We start from the raw sequence: 13,618 nt of genomic DNA, 5'->3' as shown, positions 1-13,618 counted from the left end.
AAATAGAGCAGAGGTTGTTTATGCAAATGCGAATTGAACACGACACAATGGGCGAAATTGAAGTACCTAATGAAGCCTTATGGGGTGCGCAAACGCAACGGAGTTTACAGAACTTTAAAATTGGTCAGGAGCGATTACCGCGTGCCATGATTCGTGCGATGGGTCTGGTAAAAAAAGCCGCTGCAATCACCAATGCTGAGTTGAAGCAATTGCCTGAAGACTTAAGCCAATATATTGTTGGTGCTGCTGAGGAAGTTATTGCGGGTCAATGGGATGCTCAATTTCCATTAGTGGTCTGGCAAACAGGTTCAGGTACGCAAAGCAACATGAACTGTAATGAAGTGATTGCCAATATTGCCAATCAAAAGTTAGGGCAAGTCTTGGGTGCGCAAAAACCAGTACATCCAAATGATCATGTCAATCGTGCGCAATCGACCAACGATTCATTTCCAACCGCAATTCATGTTGCTGCAAGTATTCAAATCAATGAATTACTGATTCCTGCGGTAGAGCAGCTAAAAGCTACTTTACAGCGTAAATCAGAAGAATTTGATGATATCGTCAAAATTGGTCGTACTCATTTACAAGATGCGACGCCTTTGACTTTAGGGCAAGAGTTTAGTGGTTATGTGTCCCAATTGGAACATGGCTTAAAACGTTTACAGCAAGCGCTTGCAGGTTTATATGAGCTGCCTTTAGGTGGTACAGCTGTCGGTACTGGATTGAATGCACATCCAGACTATGCGGTTAAAGCAGCTGAACAATTGGCCGAGCTTACAGGATTACCTTTTGTTACTGCACCGAATAAATTTGAAGCTTTAGCTGGACGTGATGCTGCTGTGTTTGCATCAGGTGCATTAAAAACACTTGCGGCAAGCTTAAATAAAATTGCCAATGATATTCGTTGGTTGGCAAGTGGCCCACGTTGTGGATTCGGAGAAATTCGTATTCCGGAAAATGAACCTGGTTCAAGTATCATGCCAGGTAAAGTCAATCCAACCCAGAGTGAAGCGATGACCATGGTCGTTGCTCAAGTCTTGGGCAATGACACAACGATTAACGTTGCAGGTGCATCTGGTAATTTCGAATTAAATGTATTTATGCCTGTGATAGCTTATAACTTATTGCAATCGATTCAGTTGTTGGGTGATGCATGTAATAGCTTTAATGATCATTGTGCAGTAGGAATTGAACCAAATCGCGAGAAAATTGATTATTTCTTGCATAATTCATTGATGTTGGTGACTGCATTGAATCCAGTGATTGGTTATGAGAACTCTGCCAAAGTTGCGAAAACGGCTTATAAGGAAAATAAAACCTTAAAGCAAGTTGCAGTTGAACTTGGTTTGGTGACTGCTGAACAATTTGATGAAGTAGTGAAACCTGAAAATATGGTGTCACCGAATAGCAAGTAAGCTTGATTCCTGAATAAGAAATCCTTCTTTACTAGAGGGATTTCTTTATAAAATAGATATATCAAGTACTATAGTTGGTCATGATCTATGATGTGTACAAATAAGGAAATCCAAATACTGATACCAGCGACTAAATGCTTTAAAGACTTGTTTTATGGATTGAGTTGCAATTTCACTTTCATATGTTGAGAAGGTTAGCTGATCAATGATTTTTTCTTCAGCTCCAATGGTATGACCTGTTTCTTTATGATAATGGATATCTCCACAATAACTTAACTGGTAATTAGAATGTTGGGTGATATCTCTCAATTTTGAAAAGATGATATGACCTGTAATCTCGATTGCTTCGATAATTGCAAGTCGAATATTAGCTGGTTGGTTGTGAACTAGATGGACTAACTCGAAAAAAAGGATTTGGTTTTCTTCATTTTCTTTTGACCACAATTTTTTTAAAGTTGTCGTAAATTTTTCAGGAAGATCATAGCTTAGTTTTTCTAAATCATGCACATACCAAATCCAATGTTCGGCATCTTCTGCTGCATGTATGTTTACGAGATTTTCCAATTCATTTGTTGGCACTTTAAATGGCAATACATATTTATTAAAGTCACCAAAGTTCATAACGAAATGGGTGATAAAGGGTAGAAATACTAGTTTATTTTTTAATAAAATGGATGTGCTGTCTAATGTATCTAATAGTTTTGATTTATCTAAAACTATACGTTCAGACATTATCAATTCTTTGATCTTAATCACTTTGATTAACTCCTATAAAGCTTATCCAGAACAGACATAAGATAATAAATAAATGATGTCCGTTGTTTTAAAGCCTATTGAATTAATAGATGTTTCACATGTTTTTTAATCTTTAAAAAGCGGTGAAATGAGTAATTTTGAACTGACCTGCATGGTCAGTTCTATTATTCCAAAGGTAGCGAATGGATAGCAAACTTTTATGTAGCTGCTACACGATGATGATGTAAATAATTATTTTCCATGATGTGGTAAGCAGTTGATTAAGGTCAAAGATCTCTCTTCGACTATGTTTTACGCTTGAGGTTCTGATTTTGTAGAAGCTACTTAATAGGTAGAGGAAAGTCTTTAGAGCCAAACTAACATTGAATAAATTGTCATAATTGTTAGAATGATCATCTTCTTCTGTTTTTATCTTTTTTGTTTTGCCAATACTGTGCAGAACTAAAATTAAGTTTATATAAAACAGCATTTTACCTTAGGATTTTTTTAATGCTCTCTATCTATTTAACAGATACCCAAACCAACATCCAATTTTCTGATCTTCCAAATGAAAATCCTGTTAAGTTTCTGTTGAATTTAAAGAAAATTTTCCCAAGTACTGCCGATTTATTATTGCCCGTTCTGCCTGAAGATAATAATTTAGAAAATGTAACATGGGAGGCAACATCAAAAGACTTCGAGGTTTTTAAGAAGTTATTAGAAGGTTGGGGGATTATTGAGCTACGTTTAAGCGCGATTACAACTTATAAAGATAAAAACTTTGCCAATGAGTTGGTAAAAAAAGCCCAAGTTCGACGTAAGCAAATTGCTCAAGCGCAGCCACAACTTTCATTGATTGCTTTGGATTATGTGTTGATGCATGAAATTCATGCGCTGATTGATGCGGAGTTGGTGATGATCGGGGAAAAATTCTATTTACCAACATTGCGTGAACTTTGGAAAGGACAGTTTCCTGAGCAAATTTTGCAATGTAAATTTTAATATTTGAAAGCAGACTCCAGTCTGCTTTTTTATTGCTTAAGTTATTTGAAATAGAACAATTCTTCATCTACAAACAATTACAAGAATTTAGTGTCGGTATTTTTAGGCGGCATATATATTGCTTATAAGGATATAAATATTATTGCGGGAGAGAAGTTCTTCAATGAACTCGCCGAAGGAGCAACGACCCCGGAAACTCTCAGGCAGAAGGACTGTAATAATAGAAATACAATCTGGAGAGCAGTGCTCAACTTGTAGAAATTAACAATTTTTTTCTTCTATGATAAACACTCACCGAAGGGGAAGGCTCAATGATTAATTGGTAATCATCTGCCAAAACTCTCAGGTACCATGACAGATGGGGCTATGCATTAAGAAATGTTATGCATTTCTAGGAGTTTGCTATGCCACATGTTGTTGTCATTGGTGCGGGGATTACGGGTGTAACGTCTGCTTATGAATTAAATAAATTAGGCTATGAGGTGACGGTAATTGATCGTCATCTCTTTCCAGCCATGGAAACTTCTTTTGCCAATGGTGGTCAGTTGTCTGCCTGTAATGCCGAAGTCTGGAATCAAAAGGCAACGGTACTTAAAGGCATTAAGTGGATGAGTAAAAAGGATGCACCTTTATTGCTCAATCCATCTTTTAGTGCACACAAATATCGCTGGTTGATTGAATTTTTAACACATATTAAAAACTATAAAGCCAATACCATTGAGACTGTTCGTTTAGCACTTCTGGCGAGACAACGCTTGTTTGAGATTGCAGAAAAAGAAAGTATTTCGTTTGACTTGGAAAAGCGTGGCATTTTACATATGTATCACACCAAGGAAGACTATGAGATTGCCAAAAAGGTCAATGATGTGCTGGTTGAAGGCAAGCTGGAGCGAAATGCGATTACACCTGATGAAATGAAAGCCATTGAGCCTACGCTAACAGGTGACTATTTTGGGGGATATTACACGGCTGGGGATGCAACAGGAGATATTCATAAATTCTCTGTTGGCTTGGCTGAAAAAACTCAGCAAAATGGTGTGAAATATCGTTTTGGCTTAGATGTTGTTGATGTCAAATTTACTCAAGACAAAGCGGTTGTTCACTGTAAAAACAGTTCCGAAAATGTCAATCCAAGCGCGGATGGAATTACTGAAATTATTGCCGATTTAGTTTTGGTTTGTGGTGGTGTAGGAAGTTACCAATTAGCCGATATGCTTGGTGATAGTGTGAATGTGTATCCCGTCAAAGGCTATTCAATTACAGTGCAACTGAAAGATGAACGTAGTGTAAAAAATGCGCCGTGGGTAAGTTTACTGGATGAAAGTGCCAAGATTGTGACGTCTCGCCTCGGTGCTGATCGTTTACGTATTGCGGGTACGGCTGAGTTTAATGGATATAACCGAGATATTCGTGCTGATCGTATTCAACCGTTGATTAACTGGGTCAATCAAAACTTTGATATCTCCACAGAGCATGTTGTGCCTTGGGCGGGCTTACGCCCAATGATGCCGAATATGTTGCCTGTGGTAAAACAAGGTAAGCAACCACGAGTGTTTTATAATACTGGTCATGGACATTTGGGCTGGACTTTGTCTGCGGCAACAGCGGTATTGATTAGCCAAGAAATTGCAGAAAAATTCCCAAGTTGAATCAAAAAAGCCGATGTGAAAACATCGGCTTTTAAATGTTAAAACTATTAATCGTACAAACGATAGATTCCAGTAAATCTGCCGCAATCTTTCTGTTCCGATTTAATAATCAATAAGGCTTTTTGAAAATCAAACTGATACTGGCATTTTTTTTCATTATCGATGATTCGGCCTTTTTGTTCAGGCGTGCTATATGCCAATAAAGACAATGTTTGAGTTTCTAGACGATTGTTAGGGTTGCGGTATGCTGTGCCTTCTATTTTGAGTTTATCCTTATCCAGCTGGTGGATCTGTAAATGCACAGGTTGAGCTGCCAGTTTACCGTGTTCATACTTCAGATAATGCTGTGTTAAGGTTTGGTTCATTGAGGTATAAAAATTCAAATCATCCAAACGTGCATCGAATTGCTGCTGATAGCAGTTTTTAGTTTTACATTGCTGTACTTGATTCAGCCAGAGTGTCTGGGTGTCATGTAATAACTGTAACGGGGCATCGGTCACCAAATAAGCAGTTAAAAATTTGGCATTGAGCTTCAGGCGCTGCTCTTTATATTGCTTGGAGCAGATTTTTTGAGCTGCCAAATCCTTGCTGCTGCAGTCAATGGATTCTGCATAGGCAAATGTTGAGCAAAAACAACTCAATGTGATGATGTAGCCAGATTTCTTTAATTGATTTCTTACAGTGTTAAACAGCATAATCACTTATACTTTCAGTCTAATTTGCTCAACGTACTATAGCGAAATAGAAAGCCTGAATACAAGATTTGTTCGGTATATTGTAAAAGGAAAATCATATGGTTGCTCAAATTCGGATTGGACAAGGGATGGATGTGCATGCGTTCGAAGAAGGTAATTTTGTTACTTTGGCGGGTGTTCAAATTCCACATACGCATGGTTTAAAGGCACATTCGGATGGAGATGTGGTCTTACATGCGCTGAGTGATGCTTTATTGGGAGCATTGGCACTTGGAGATATTGGACAGCATTTTCCAGATACGGACCCTGAATACAAAGGTGCAGATAGTCGTTTATTACTCAAACATGTCTATCAATTGATTTTAGATCGTGGTTATCAGCTCAACAATGCAGACATTACGGTTGCTTGCGAACGCCCTAAATTAGCAAAGCATAATTTAGAGATGCGTCAAAGTATTGCAGATGCTTTAGAGGTTGATGTGACTCAAATCAGTATTAAAGCCACAACAACTGAAAAATTGGGATTTACTGGTCGTCAAGAAGGTATATTGGCGACCGCAACAGTGTTAATTTCGCATCAAGCAAAATGATTGCTATTAATTAATGATTGTTCAAGTTCTTGTGTTGCTTTACGGCCTTGCAGTTGTAAAGTAATGCTATGAATTAAGCCTGTCCAAGTTTCGTTCGGTTCCCAAATTTGGTGTAAAAGTTCTTGGGCAGTTGGTAGGTCAATATTCATATAGAACTGGCGGTAGAGATACATCAAACTGCTGACACGCATATTGTCATCACAGTGTAGCCAAATAATTTCATTTTGAACCAAATGATCTATGAGATCCAAAACAAAGAGACATTGTTCAGAGCAAGGTATATCCCATCCGATTGGAATATGAATGTAGTTTAATCCCAAGTCTAGACAGATCTGATCCTGCTCAGATAGATGGTTATCTGATTTGCTGGTCGCAAGATTAATGACAGTACTGCAACCATATTCTTTAATCTGTTGTAATTGCTCAGCAGTTGGTTGAGCAGAGCTAAACAGATGCTCATGCACCAATGAGAAACTTGGTATTTGAGATAAGGCTTGTTCTAGTGAGGTCATAACGTACGCTGCGTATTGAGTGAAGTTCTCATATCTTGAGAAACTTAATCTAATGGGCTTGTCTTACTATAAGTGTTTTTATTTCAGTGTTCAATTTAGAACGCACAAATAAAAACAGCATCGAATGATGCTGTTTTTTTTAACTTAGTCTTTTTTTAGATTCTCATTCAGTAAGAATTCCATCAACGCTTTTTGAGCATGCAAACGGTTTTCTGCTTCATCCCAAACTACAGCATTTTTGTGGTCTAGCATATTTTCTGAAATTTCTTCACCACGGTGTGCAGGCAAACAGTGCATGAATAAGCAATCAGGGTGCGCTAAGTCCATGAGTTTTTCATTGACTTGGAAATCTGAGAATGCTTTTTCGCGTAACTTCTGTTCTTCTTCCTGCCCCATGCTTGCCCATACATCAGTCACGATGAGGTCCGCATTTACAGCAGCATCTTCGGCTTTATTAAACACTTCTACACAGTCGGCAAACTCAGCGAGGAATCTTGCTTGTGGTTCATAACCTTCTGGCGATGCGATTTTAAGCTTAAAGCCCATCATATGTGCTGCTTCAATATATGAATTACACATATTGTTACCATCGCCAATCCAAGCCACAGTTTTGCCTTCGATGCTACCACGGTGTTCTTGGAAGGTTTGCAAATCTGCAAGGAGCTGGCAAGGGTGGTGATCATCAGTCAGACCATTGATCACAGGAACAGTTGAATAAGATGCAAAGCGTTCCACAATATCGTGACCGAAAGTACGGATCATCACAATATCCAGCATACTTGATATTACACGAGCAGAATCTTCAATCGGTTCACCACGACCTAATTGAGTGTCGCGAGGTGAAAGGAAAATAGCGCTACCACCAAATTGACAAATGCCAGCTTCAAAAGAAATACGTGTACGTGTACTCGATTTCTCAAAAATCATTCCCAAAACTTTACCCGCAAAAGGTTGGTATAGCGTATTGCTATGTTGCATGCGTTTAAGTTCTTGTGCGCGATCTAAAATGCGTTGCAGTTCTAATGAAGATAGGTCACGTAAAGTTAGAAAATGCCGAAGCGCCATAGCTACTCCCACAATAATTATTGAATAAAAACAATAATTAATTGCTGTTTGACGAGTGGTGGATAAAAAAGAATTGAATACTATACTATACGTTCAAGAAAATGCAAAAGAATTAGACTTTTTGATGAGCCTTTAAGAATAAATCTATAGAATAATTAATATAATCAATAATTTCAGCATCATCAGCTGGTACGTCTAAACCCATTAAATTGCGCCACTCGACATCGCGTAAAATGCCAAAATACATGGTCGAAGAAAATTTTGGTTTCGTGCAATAAATCTCACCACTGTTATGTGCATGCTCAAGGGCAAAAGCAATGGTATTTTGAATATTAAGTGCGCATTGATCGTAGAAATAATGTGCCAGTTGTATGTCTTTTTGGGTTTGCTCGGTAAACATCCGCATAAAAGCGATATTTTCAGGTTGAATAATGTGGTGGTAAAAACGTTGAAGGGTTTGTGTGAGGTAGCTTCTTAAATCAGGTTTTTCAGGTGTATAAGGGAAACAAACGCCTTTAAAGAAAACTTCTCTACGATAATCGCAAATCGCAGTAAATAAGCCTTCTTTATTGCCAAAATACTTATAAATGGATGTTTTTGAGCCCCCCGCATGATTGACGATATCATCCAAAGACACGGCTTCATAACCTTTCTCTAGGAATAAATCGGTTGCGCACAATAATAGGGCAAGGCGACGTTCTTCTCCGCGGCGAGTTTGAGGTTTAGCACAGCTTGGATAGCAAATATCAGTCATTATCTACTTGAGGATCGTTGGGTTGCTTCTAGTATAGCAAAAACCATATCTATTGTATGGCTATGAAATTGATGAGTGTTTCAAAACATCTCAATTTAAATAAAAAAGCGAGTCTCTAGTACTCGCTTTTTTTATTGCTTTTCACTATGCAGAACGGATTTCGTCGTCTTCTTCGTCATCGCTGGAATCCATGCCAAGCTCTTTGAGCTTGCGGGTCAAGGTATTGCGTCCCCAACCCAAAAGTTCAGCAGCATGGCGTTTACGTCCGCGAGTTTGTTGTAGTGCAGCATTAATCAACGTGCGTTCAAACATCGGTGTTGCGATGTCTAGAAGTTTCATTTCACCATTTTTAAGCTTTTGGATCGCCCATTGCGCCAATAACTCATCCCAATGATGAACAGCAATGCGCTCAACCAAAGCTGGGCTGGTGTTTGAAGCTGCCTGAGCATCACTGTTCTTATGTACAGAGGCTTGCTTAAGCTCAGCAGGCAAATCTTCTGGATAGACTTCACGACCCGTGATCATCACCGTCAACCAGCGACAAGTATTTTCCAGCTGACGTACGTTACCCGGCCAAGGCAGTTGTTGCATATAGTCTGTGGTTTCAGTGCGCAAGATTTTTGGACTGACTCCAAGCTCTTTGCCCGCACGTGCCAAGAAGTGCTGCGCTAACATTGGAATGTCTTCACTGCGGTGTGACAGCTTTGGAATATGAATACGAATGACGTTTAGACGATGATATAAGTCTTCACGGAAACGTCCTTCATTCACCAGTTTTTCCAAATCTTGGTGGGTTGCCGCAACGATACGTACATCCACTTTAACTGGGATATGTCCACCGACGCGGTAGAACTCACCATCTGCTAAAACACGAAGCAAACGTGTTTGCGTTTCAAATGGCATGTCACCGATTTCATCAAGAAATAAAGTACCGCCATTGGCTTGTTCAAAACGGCCTTGATGCTGTGTATTTGCGCCGGTAAATGCGCCTTTTTCATGTCCAAATAACTCAGTTTCAATCAAGTCTTTTGGAATAGCTGCCATATTCAGTGCAATGAACGGTTTGGCACGACGGGGTGAGTGTTTATGCAGTGCATGGGCAACCAACTCTTTACCTGTACCAGATTCACCATTAATCAATACGGTAATGTGTGATTGTGATAAGCGACCAATTGCACGGAATACTTCCTGCATTGCAGGTGATTCACCAATAATTTCGGTCGATTGTAAGGGTGAAGCGGTTTTGGTTGCTTCTTGTTGTTGTAATTTATTGATATGCAAAATTGCACGATTAACCAAGGCCAGTGCTTCATCAATATCAAAAGGTTTTGGTAAATATTCAAATGCACCAGTTTGATAGCTTGATACGGCAGACTCTAAATCTGAATGTGCCGTCATAATGATCACGGGTAGGTCGGGATGCGTGTTCTTCACCTTGGATAAAAAGGTCAAACCATCAATGCCCGGCATACGGATATCCGTTAAAATCACATCGGGCGCATCATCATGTAAGCGCTCAAGTGCAGTTTGTGCTTCTTCAAAGTTGGTGACGTCAAAACCTTCTTCTTTAAAGGTTTTTTCAAGTACCCAGCGCATGGCACGATCGTCATCTATTACCCAAATTTTATTTCGTGACATGGTTTAACTCCCAAGGTAGATATAGGCTAAATACGGTTTTTCCTGGAACTGATTGACACTCAATCATTCCGTTATGTTGATGCATAATATTTTGAGCGATACTGAGACCCAGTCCTGTACCTTTGGCACGGCCTGTAACCAGTGGATAAAAAACTGACTCTAGAATGCTTTCTGGAACACCAGGGCCATTGTCTTCAATGTCAATGCGAACTGTTGAGCGATTCAGAACACCATTAATGGTGACAAGACGCTGGATTCGGGTTCTTAAAACCAGTTCTGGTTCTGAGTCGATAAAAAAGTCTTTATTCTCGGTCATGGCTTGTACCGCATTGACACTGATGTTGAGCATGACTTGAATCAGTTGGTCTCGATCCGCCATGACATCAGGTAAGGACAAGTCATAGTCCCGTGTGATCTTAATTTTCTTCTTGGTTTGATTTGCAATGAGAGAACGAACACGTTCCAAAGGTTCATGCACATTGACATGTTCATAGCTTGGTAACTGACGTGAGCCGAGCATGGTGTCAGCCAAGTTGGTAAGACGATCGACTTCGCTAATAATGATGTCAGTAAATTCACGATAGCTTTCATCATTTAAACTACGCGCAAGTAATTGAGTTGCGCCACGAATACCTGCGAGTGGATTTTTAATTTCGTGTGCCACACCGCGGACCAATTGTCGAGCGACTTGATGTTGTTGAACTAGGTTTTCTTCCTTGGAAATTTTCAACATACGATCGATAGGATTGAGTTCAATTAACAGCAATGGGTGATAGCTTTTGCCTGCATTCAATTGAGAGGCTGTGTAATCGACATGGATCGGTTTAAAATTTACATTGATTACTGCTTCACGACGCGTGTAGTGTTGACCACTTTCTAATGTATTTAATAGGGCTTCATGTGTATTGAAAGTATCATCATGCGCATGCAGCAAATTTAATACAGGCTGACCGGAAGCACGGAGCAAGCTGATATCAAATAATGCTTCACAAGCAGAATTTAAATAAAAAATATTAAGCTTACTATCGACCAATAAAATGGCAGTGCTCAGATTATCTACTAAGAGTCGATAGTCGATAGTGTTCTGTTGATCCATTTGTGAATCGTCCTGTTTTAAAATGGCGCAATAAATATAAATTTTAATGAATAGCCATTAACTTCTAAAATGTACTTTATGCAAAATACAAGCCAACTTTGTATTAACTAAATTTCAAACACTTAATTCTGAAATAAACGATTTATACGGTATTTTTCACATACATCTGCTTATTTCAATATTTTATTATGTCCCAAATTGGTGCGTTGTTGGATTTTGTTTAAAATTTTGGTTGTATTTTGGTGCATTACACAAAGAGATGGCATTGCAGCTATGCGTAGGCAAAGAAAAGTCATACAATACGCCGATTCAAGTGGAGCGCAGATTCATGAAGACCCCCAAAGTCGGTTTTGTATCTTTAGGTTGTCCTAAGGCATTGGTAGATTCTGAACGAATTTTAACTCAGTTAAAGACTGAAGGTTATCAAGTTGCATCAGATTATGACGGTGCAGATTTGGTTGTTGTTAACACCTGTGGTTTTATTGAATCTGCAGTGCAAGAGTCTTTAGATGCCATTGGCGAAGCCATGAGCGAAAACGGTCGAGTGATCGTTACTGGTTGTTTAGGTAAAGACGAAGATAAAATTCGCCAAATGCACCCAAATGTTCTTAAAGTAACAGGTGCGGCAGCGTATCAAGATGTAATGGAAGCAGTGCATGAGTACGTACCTGCACCGCCAAAGCACAATCCATTTATTGATTTGGTTCCTGAGCAAGGTGTTCGTTTAACACCAAAGCATTATGCCTATTTAAAAATATCAGAAGGTTGTAATCACCGCTGTACATTCTGCATTATCCCAAGCATGCGTGGGGACTTAGTGTCTCGCCCTGTAGGTAAGGTGTTAGATGAAGCTGCAGCACTCAAACGTGCTGGTGTAAAAGAAGTCCTCGTGATTTCTCAAGATACCTCTGCATATGGTGTAGATACTAAATACAAGCTGGACTTTTGGAATGGTCAACCAGTAAAAACCAAATTCTATGACATGTGTGAAGCACTTGGTCAGCTTGGAATTTGGGTTCGTTTACATTACGTTTATCCGTATCCGCATGTGGATGCTGCGATTGACCTGATGGCTCAGGGCAAAATCCTACCTTATTTAGATATCCCTTTTCAGCACGCCAGTCCGCGCATCTTAAAATTGATGAAGCGACCAGCTCATAGTGAAAATACCTTAGAACGCCTTAAATTATGGCGTGAAAAATGCCCTGAATTGGTGATTCGCTCAACCTTCGTGGTTGGTTTCCCTGGTGAAACAGAAGAAGATTTCCAAATGTTATTGGAATGGTTGAAAGAAGCTCAACTTGATCGAGTTGGTTGTTTCACTTATTCACCAGTCGAAGGCGCTACAGCAAATGATCTGCCTGATCATGTGCCAGAAGAAATTAAGCAAAATCGCTATGAACGTTTTATGGAAGTTCAGCAAGAGATTTCTGCTGCAAAATTGCAAAAACGTATTGGTCAAACCATGACTGTGTTGGTGGATGGTCTAGAGGATGAATTCCCAGTAGCAGTTGCACGTTCATATGCAGATGCGCCTGAAATTGATGGTAATGTTTTTGTTGAAGATATTGATAAGAGTCTGATTAAAGCTGGCGATTTGCTGGAAGTCGAAATTACCGATGCAGATGAATATGATTTGTATGCAAAGTTAATTCGGATTAAATCTGCTTGATATTGAATTAAATTTAAGAAAATTTTGAGATTGGTCGGTTTGGAGTATAGGTATGTCAGCTTCTAAAAATCCACGTTATGCACGAATTTTGCTAAAGCTTTCTGGTGAAGCTTTAGCAGGAAATAAAGATATGGGTATCGATGCCCAAGTATTAGATCAGATGTCACTTTCGATTGCACATTTGGTTGGTTTGGGTGTACAGGTAGGTATTGTTGTTGGTGGCGGTAACTTATATCGCGGTAGCCAATTGCAGAAAGACGGTCTTGTTGGTCGTGTTACTGGCGACCAAATGGGCATGTTGGCGACTGTGATGAACGGTTTGGCACTGCGTGATGCATTGGTACGTCGCAATATTAAAACACGTTTAATGTCAGCTTTATCGATTGGTACGGTGGTTGAATCTTATTCAAGTCGTGATGCCATTCGTCATTTAAGCCAAGGCGAAGTATGCGTATTTGTTGCAGGTACAGGTAATCCATTCTTTACCACGGACACAGCTGCTTGCTTGCGTGGTATCGAGATTGAAGCAAACTTAATCTTGAAAGCAACAAAGGTTGATGGTGTTTATAACAAAGACCCGAGCAAATATGATGATGCCGTTAAATATGACCATTTAACTTTCGATCAGGTGCTTGATGAGAAACTTGGTGTAATGGATCTTACGGCAATTTGCTTATGTCGTGACCATAATGTTCCATTGCAAGTTTTTGACATGAACAAATCTGGTGCATTACTTTCTGTAGTAATGGGCGAAAAAGAGGGTACTCACGTTACTAATTAGAGTTCGTTAAGATT

At 39.4% G+C, this 13,618-nt stretch carries 13 protein-coding genes and 1 riboswitch; of the genes, 6 read left to right on the top strand and 7 right to left on the bottom strand.

All coding sequences use genetic code 11. The annotated features are described in order from the left end of the window. The first annotated feature begins 20 nt into the window (after positions 1-20). Complete coding sequence (fumC, locus tag NDN11_RS09985; protein WP_167247479.1) at positions 21-1,415, top strand: class II fumarate hydratase; 1,395 nt, start codon at positions 21-23, stop codon at positions 1,413-1,415. Positions 1,416-1,493: 78 nt separating this feature from the next. Here the strand turns inward: fumC and NDN11_RS09980 are convergent, their stop codons facing one another. Beyond that, positions 1,494-2,147, bottom strand: coding sequence for a hypothetical protein (locus NDN11_RS09980; RefSeq protein ID WP_251109517.1), 654 nt, complete (start codon positions 2,145-2,147; stop codon positions 1,494-1,496). Between the two features lie 513 nt (positions 2,148-2,660). Here NDN11_RS09980 and NDN11_RS09975 point away from each other — a divergent pair. Beyond that, the gene (locus NDN11_RS09975; RefSeq protein ID WP_251109516.1) at positions 2,661-3,152 is read left to right on the top strand and encodes a hypothetical protein; all 492 of its coding nucleotides are present in this window, start codon (positions 2,661-2,663) and stop codon (positions 3,150-3,152) included. A gap of 135 nt (positions 3,153-3,287) precedes the next feature. Beyond that, a riboswitch (glycine riboswitch) is annotated at positions 3,288-3,377 on the top strand. Between the two features lie 179 nt (positions 3,378-3,556). Next, positions 3,557-4,801: a D-amino acid dehydrogenase gene (locus NDN11_RS09970; RefSeq protein ID WP_167247477.1), complete on the top strand. Its 1,245-nt coding sequence runs from the start codon at positions 3,557-3,559 to the stop codon at positions 4,799-4,801. 47 nt (positions 4,802-4,848) lie between these two features. On the opposite strand, the gene NDN11_RS09965 is transcribed toward NDN11_RS09970, so the two are convergent. After that, on the bottom strand, positions 4,849-5,496 hold the full coding sequence (locus NDN11_RS09965) for an A1S_1983 family putative colistin resistance protein (protein ID WP_251109515.1): 648 nt from the start codon (positions 5,494-5,496) through the stop codon (positions 4,849-4,851). 98 nt (positions 5,497-5,594) lie between these two features. Between NDN11_RS09965 and ispF the strand changes: the two genes are divergently transcribed. Further along, the gene (ispF, locus tag NDN11_RS09960) at positions 5,595-6,086 is read left to right on the top strand and encodes a 2-C-methyl-D-erythritol 2,4-cyclodiphosphate synthase (RefSeq protein WP_251109514.1); all 492 of its coding nucleotides are present in this window, start codon (positions 5,595-5,597) and stop codon (positions 6,084-6,086) included. Here ispF and NDN11_RS09955 read toward each other — a convergent pair. From NDN11_RS09955 to glnL, 5 genes are all read right to left on the bottom strand, one after another. Next, on the bottom strand, positions 6,074-6,598 hold the full coding sequence (locus tag NDN11_RS09955) for a protein tyrosine phosphatase family protein (protein WP_167247472.1): 525 nt from the start codon (positions 6,596-6,598) through the stop codon (positions 6,074-6,076). The two genes, ispF and NDN11_RS09955, sit on opposite strands and share 13 nt — an antisense overlap. Before the next feature lie 144 nt (positions 6,599-6,742). Beyond that, a complete protein-coding gene (gene argF / locus NDN11_RS09950) occupies positions 6,743-7,663 on the bottom strand; it encodes an ornithine carbamoyltransferase (RefSeq protein WP_167247470.1) in 921 nt (306 codons plus the stop codon). 112 nt (positions 7,664-7,775) lie between these two features. Then, entirely contained in the window at positions 7,776-8,417 is a 642-nt protein-coding gene (locus NDN11_RS09945; protein ID WP_167247468.1) for a TetR/AcrR family transcriptional regulator, read from the bottom strand. 144 nt (positions 8,418-8,561) lie between these two features. Next, on the bottom strand, positions 8,562-10,055 hold the full coding sequence (glnG, locus tag NDN11_RS09940) for a nitrogen regulation protein NR(I) (RefSeq protein ID WP_167247466.1): 1,494 nt from the start codon (positions 10,053-10,055) through the stop codon (positions 8,562-8,564). Then, the gene (gene glnL, locus NDN11_RS09935) at positions 10,042-11,151 is read right to left on the bottom strand and encodes a nitrogen regulation protein NR(II) (RefSeq protein ID WP_167247464.1); all 1,110 of its coding nucleotides are present in this window, start codon (positions 11,149-11,151) and stop codon (positions 10,042-10,044) included. Before glnL ends, glnG begins: the two co-directional genes overlap by 14 nt. Before the next feature lie 328 nt (positions 11,152-11,479). Between glnL and rimO the strand changes: the two genes are divergently transcribed. Next, positions 11,480-12,823 (top strand): 30S ribosomal protein S12 methylthiotransferase RimO, encoded by a 1,344-nt coding sequence (gene rimO, locus NDN11_RS09930; protein ID WP_167247462.1) that lies wholly within the window; start codon positions 11,480-11,482, stop codon positions 12,821-12,823. 52 nt (positions 12,824-12,875) lie between these two features. Then, positions 12,876-13,604: a UMP kinase gene (pyrH, locus tag NDN11_RS09925; protein ID WP_251109513.1), complete on the top strand. Its 729-nt coding sequence runs from the start codon at positions 12,876-12,878 to the stop codon at positions 13,602-13,604. Positions 13,605-13,618 lie beyond the last annotated feature (14 nt).

Origin of the sequence: Acinetobacter sp. C26M (genome assembly GCF_023702675.1) — a bacterium.
GTDB lineage: Bacteria > Pseudomonadota > Gammaproteobacteria > Pseudomonadales > Moraxellaceae > Acinetobacter.
The sequence above is the reverse complement of the archived record's forward strand: the minus strand, read 5'-3'. Positions and strand labels throughout refer to the sequence as shown.

Bases quoted from the DNA above. Each gene is read 5' to 3' on its own strand.
- ispF (WP_251109514.1), top strand. From the start codon at position 5,595: ATGGTTGCTCAAATTCGGATTGGACAAGGGATGGATGTGCATGCGTTC.
- fumC (WP_167247479.1), top strand. From the start codon at position 21: ATGCAAATGCGAATTGAACACGACACAATGGGCGAAATTGAAGTACCT.
- glnG (WP_167247466.1), bottom strand. From the start codon at position 10,055: ATGTCACGAAATAAAATTTGGGTAATAGATGACGATCGTGCCATGCGC.
- pyrH (WP_251109513.1), top strand. From the start codon at position 12,876: ATGTCAGCTTCTAAAAATCCACGTTATGCACGAATTTTGCTAAAGCTT.
- argF (WP_167247470.1), bottom strand. From the start codon at position 7,663: ATGGCGCTTCGGCATTTTCTAACTTTACGTGACCTATCTTCATTAGAA.
- rimO (WP_167247462.1), top strand. From the start codon at position 11,480: ATGAAGACCCCCAAAGTCGGTTTTGTATCTTTAGGTTGTCCTAAGGCA.
- NDN11_RS09980 (WP_251109517.1), bottom strand. From the start codon at position 2,147: ATGTCTGAACGTATAGTTTTAGATAAATCAAAACTATTAGATACATTA.
- NDN11_RS09970 (WP_167247477.1), top strand. From the start codon at position 3,557: ATGCCACATGTTGTTGTCATTGGTGCGGGGATTACGGGTGTAACGTCT.
- NDN11_RS09955 (WP_167247472.1), bottom strand. From the start codon at position 6,598: ATGACCTCACTAGAACAAGCCTTATCTCAAATACCAAGTTTCTCATTG.
- NDN11_RS09965 (WP_251109515.1), bottom strand. From the start codon at position 5,496: ATGCTGTTTAACACTGTAAGAAATCAATTAAAGAAATCTGGCTACATC.
- glnL (WP_167247464.1), bottom strand. From the start codon at position 11,151: ATGGATCAACAGAACACTATCGACTATCGACTCTTAGTAGATAATCTG.
- NDN11_RS09945 (WP_167247468.1), bottom strand. From the start codon at position 8,417: ATGACTGATATTTGCTATCCAAGCTGTGCTAAACCTCAAACTCGCCGC.
- NDN11_RS09975 (WP_251109516.1), top strand. From the start codon at position 2,661: ATGCTCTCTATCTATTTAACAGATACCCAAACCAACATCCAATTTTCT.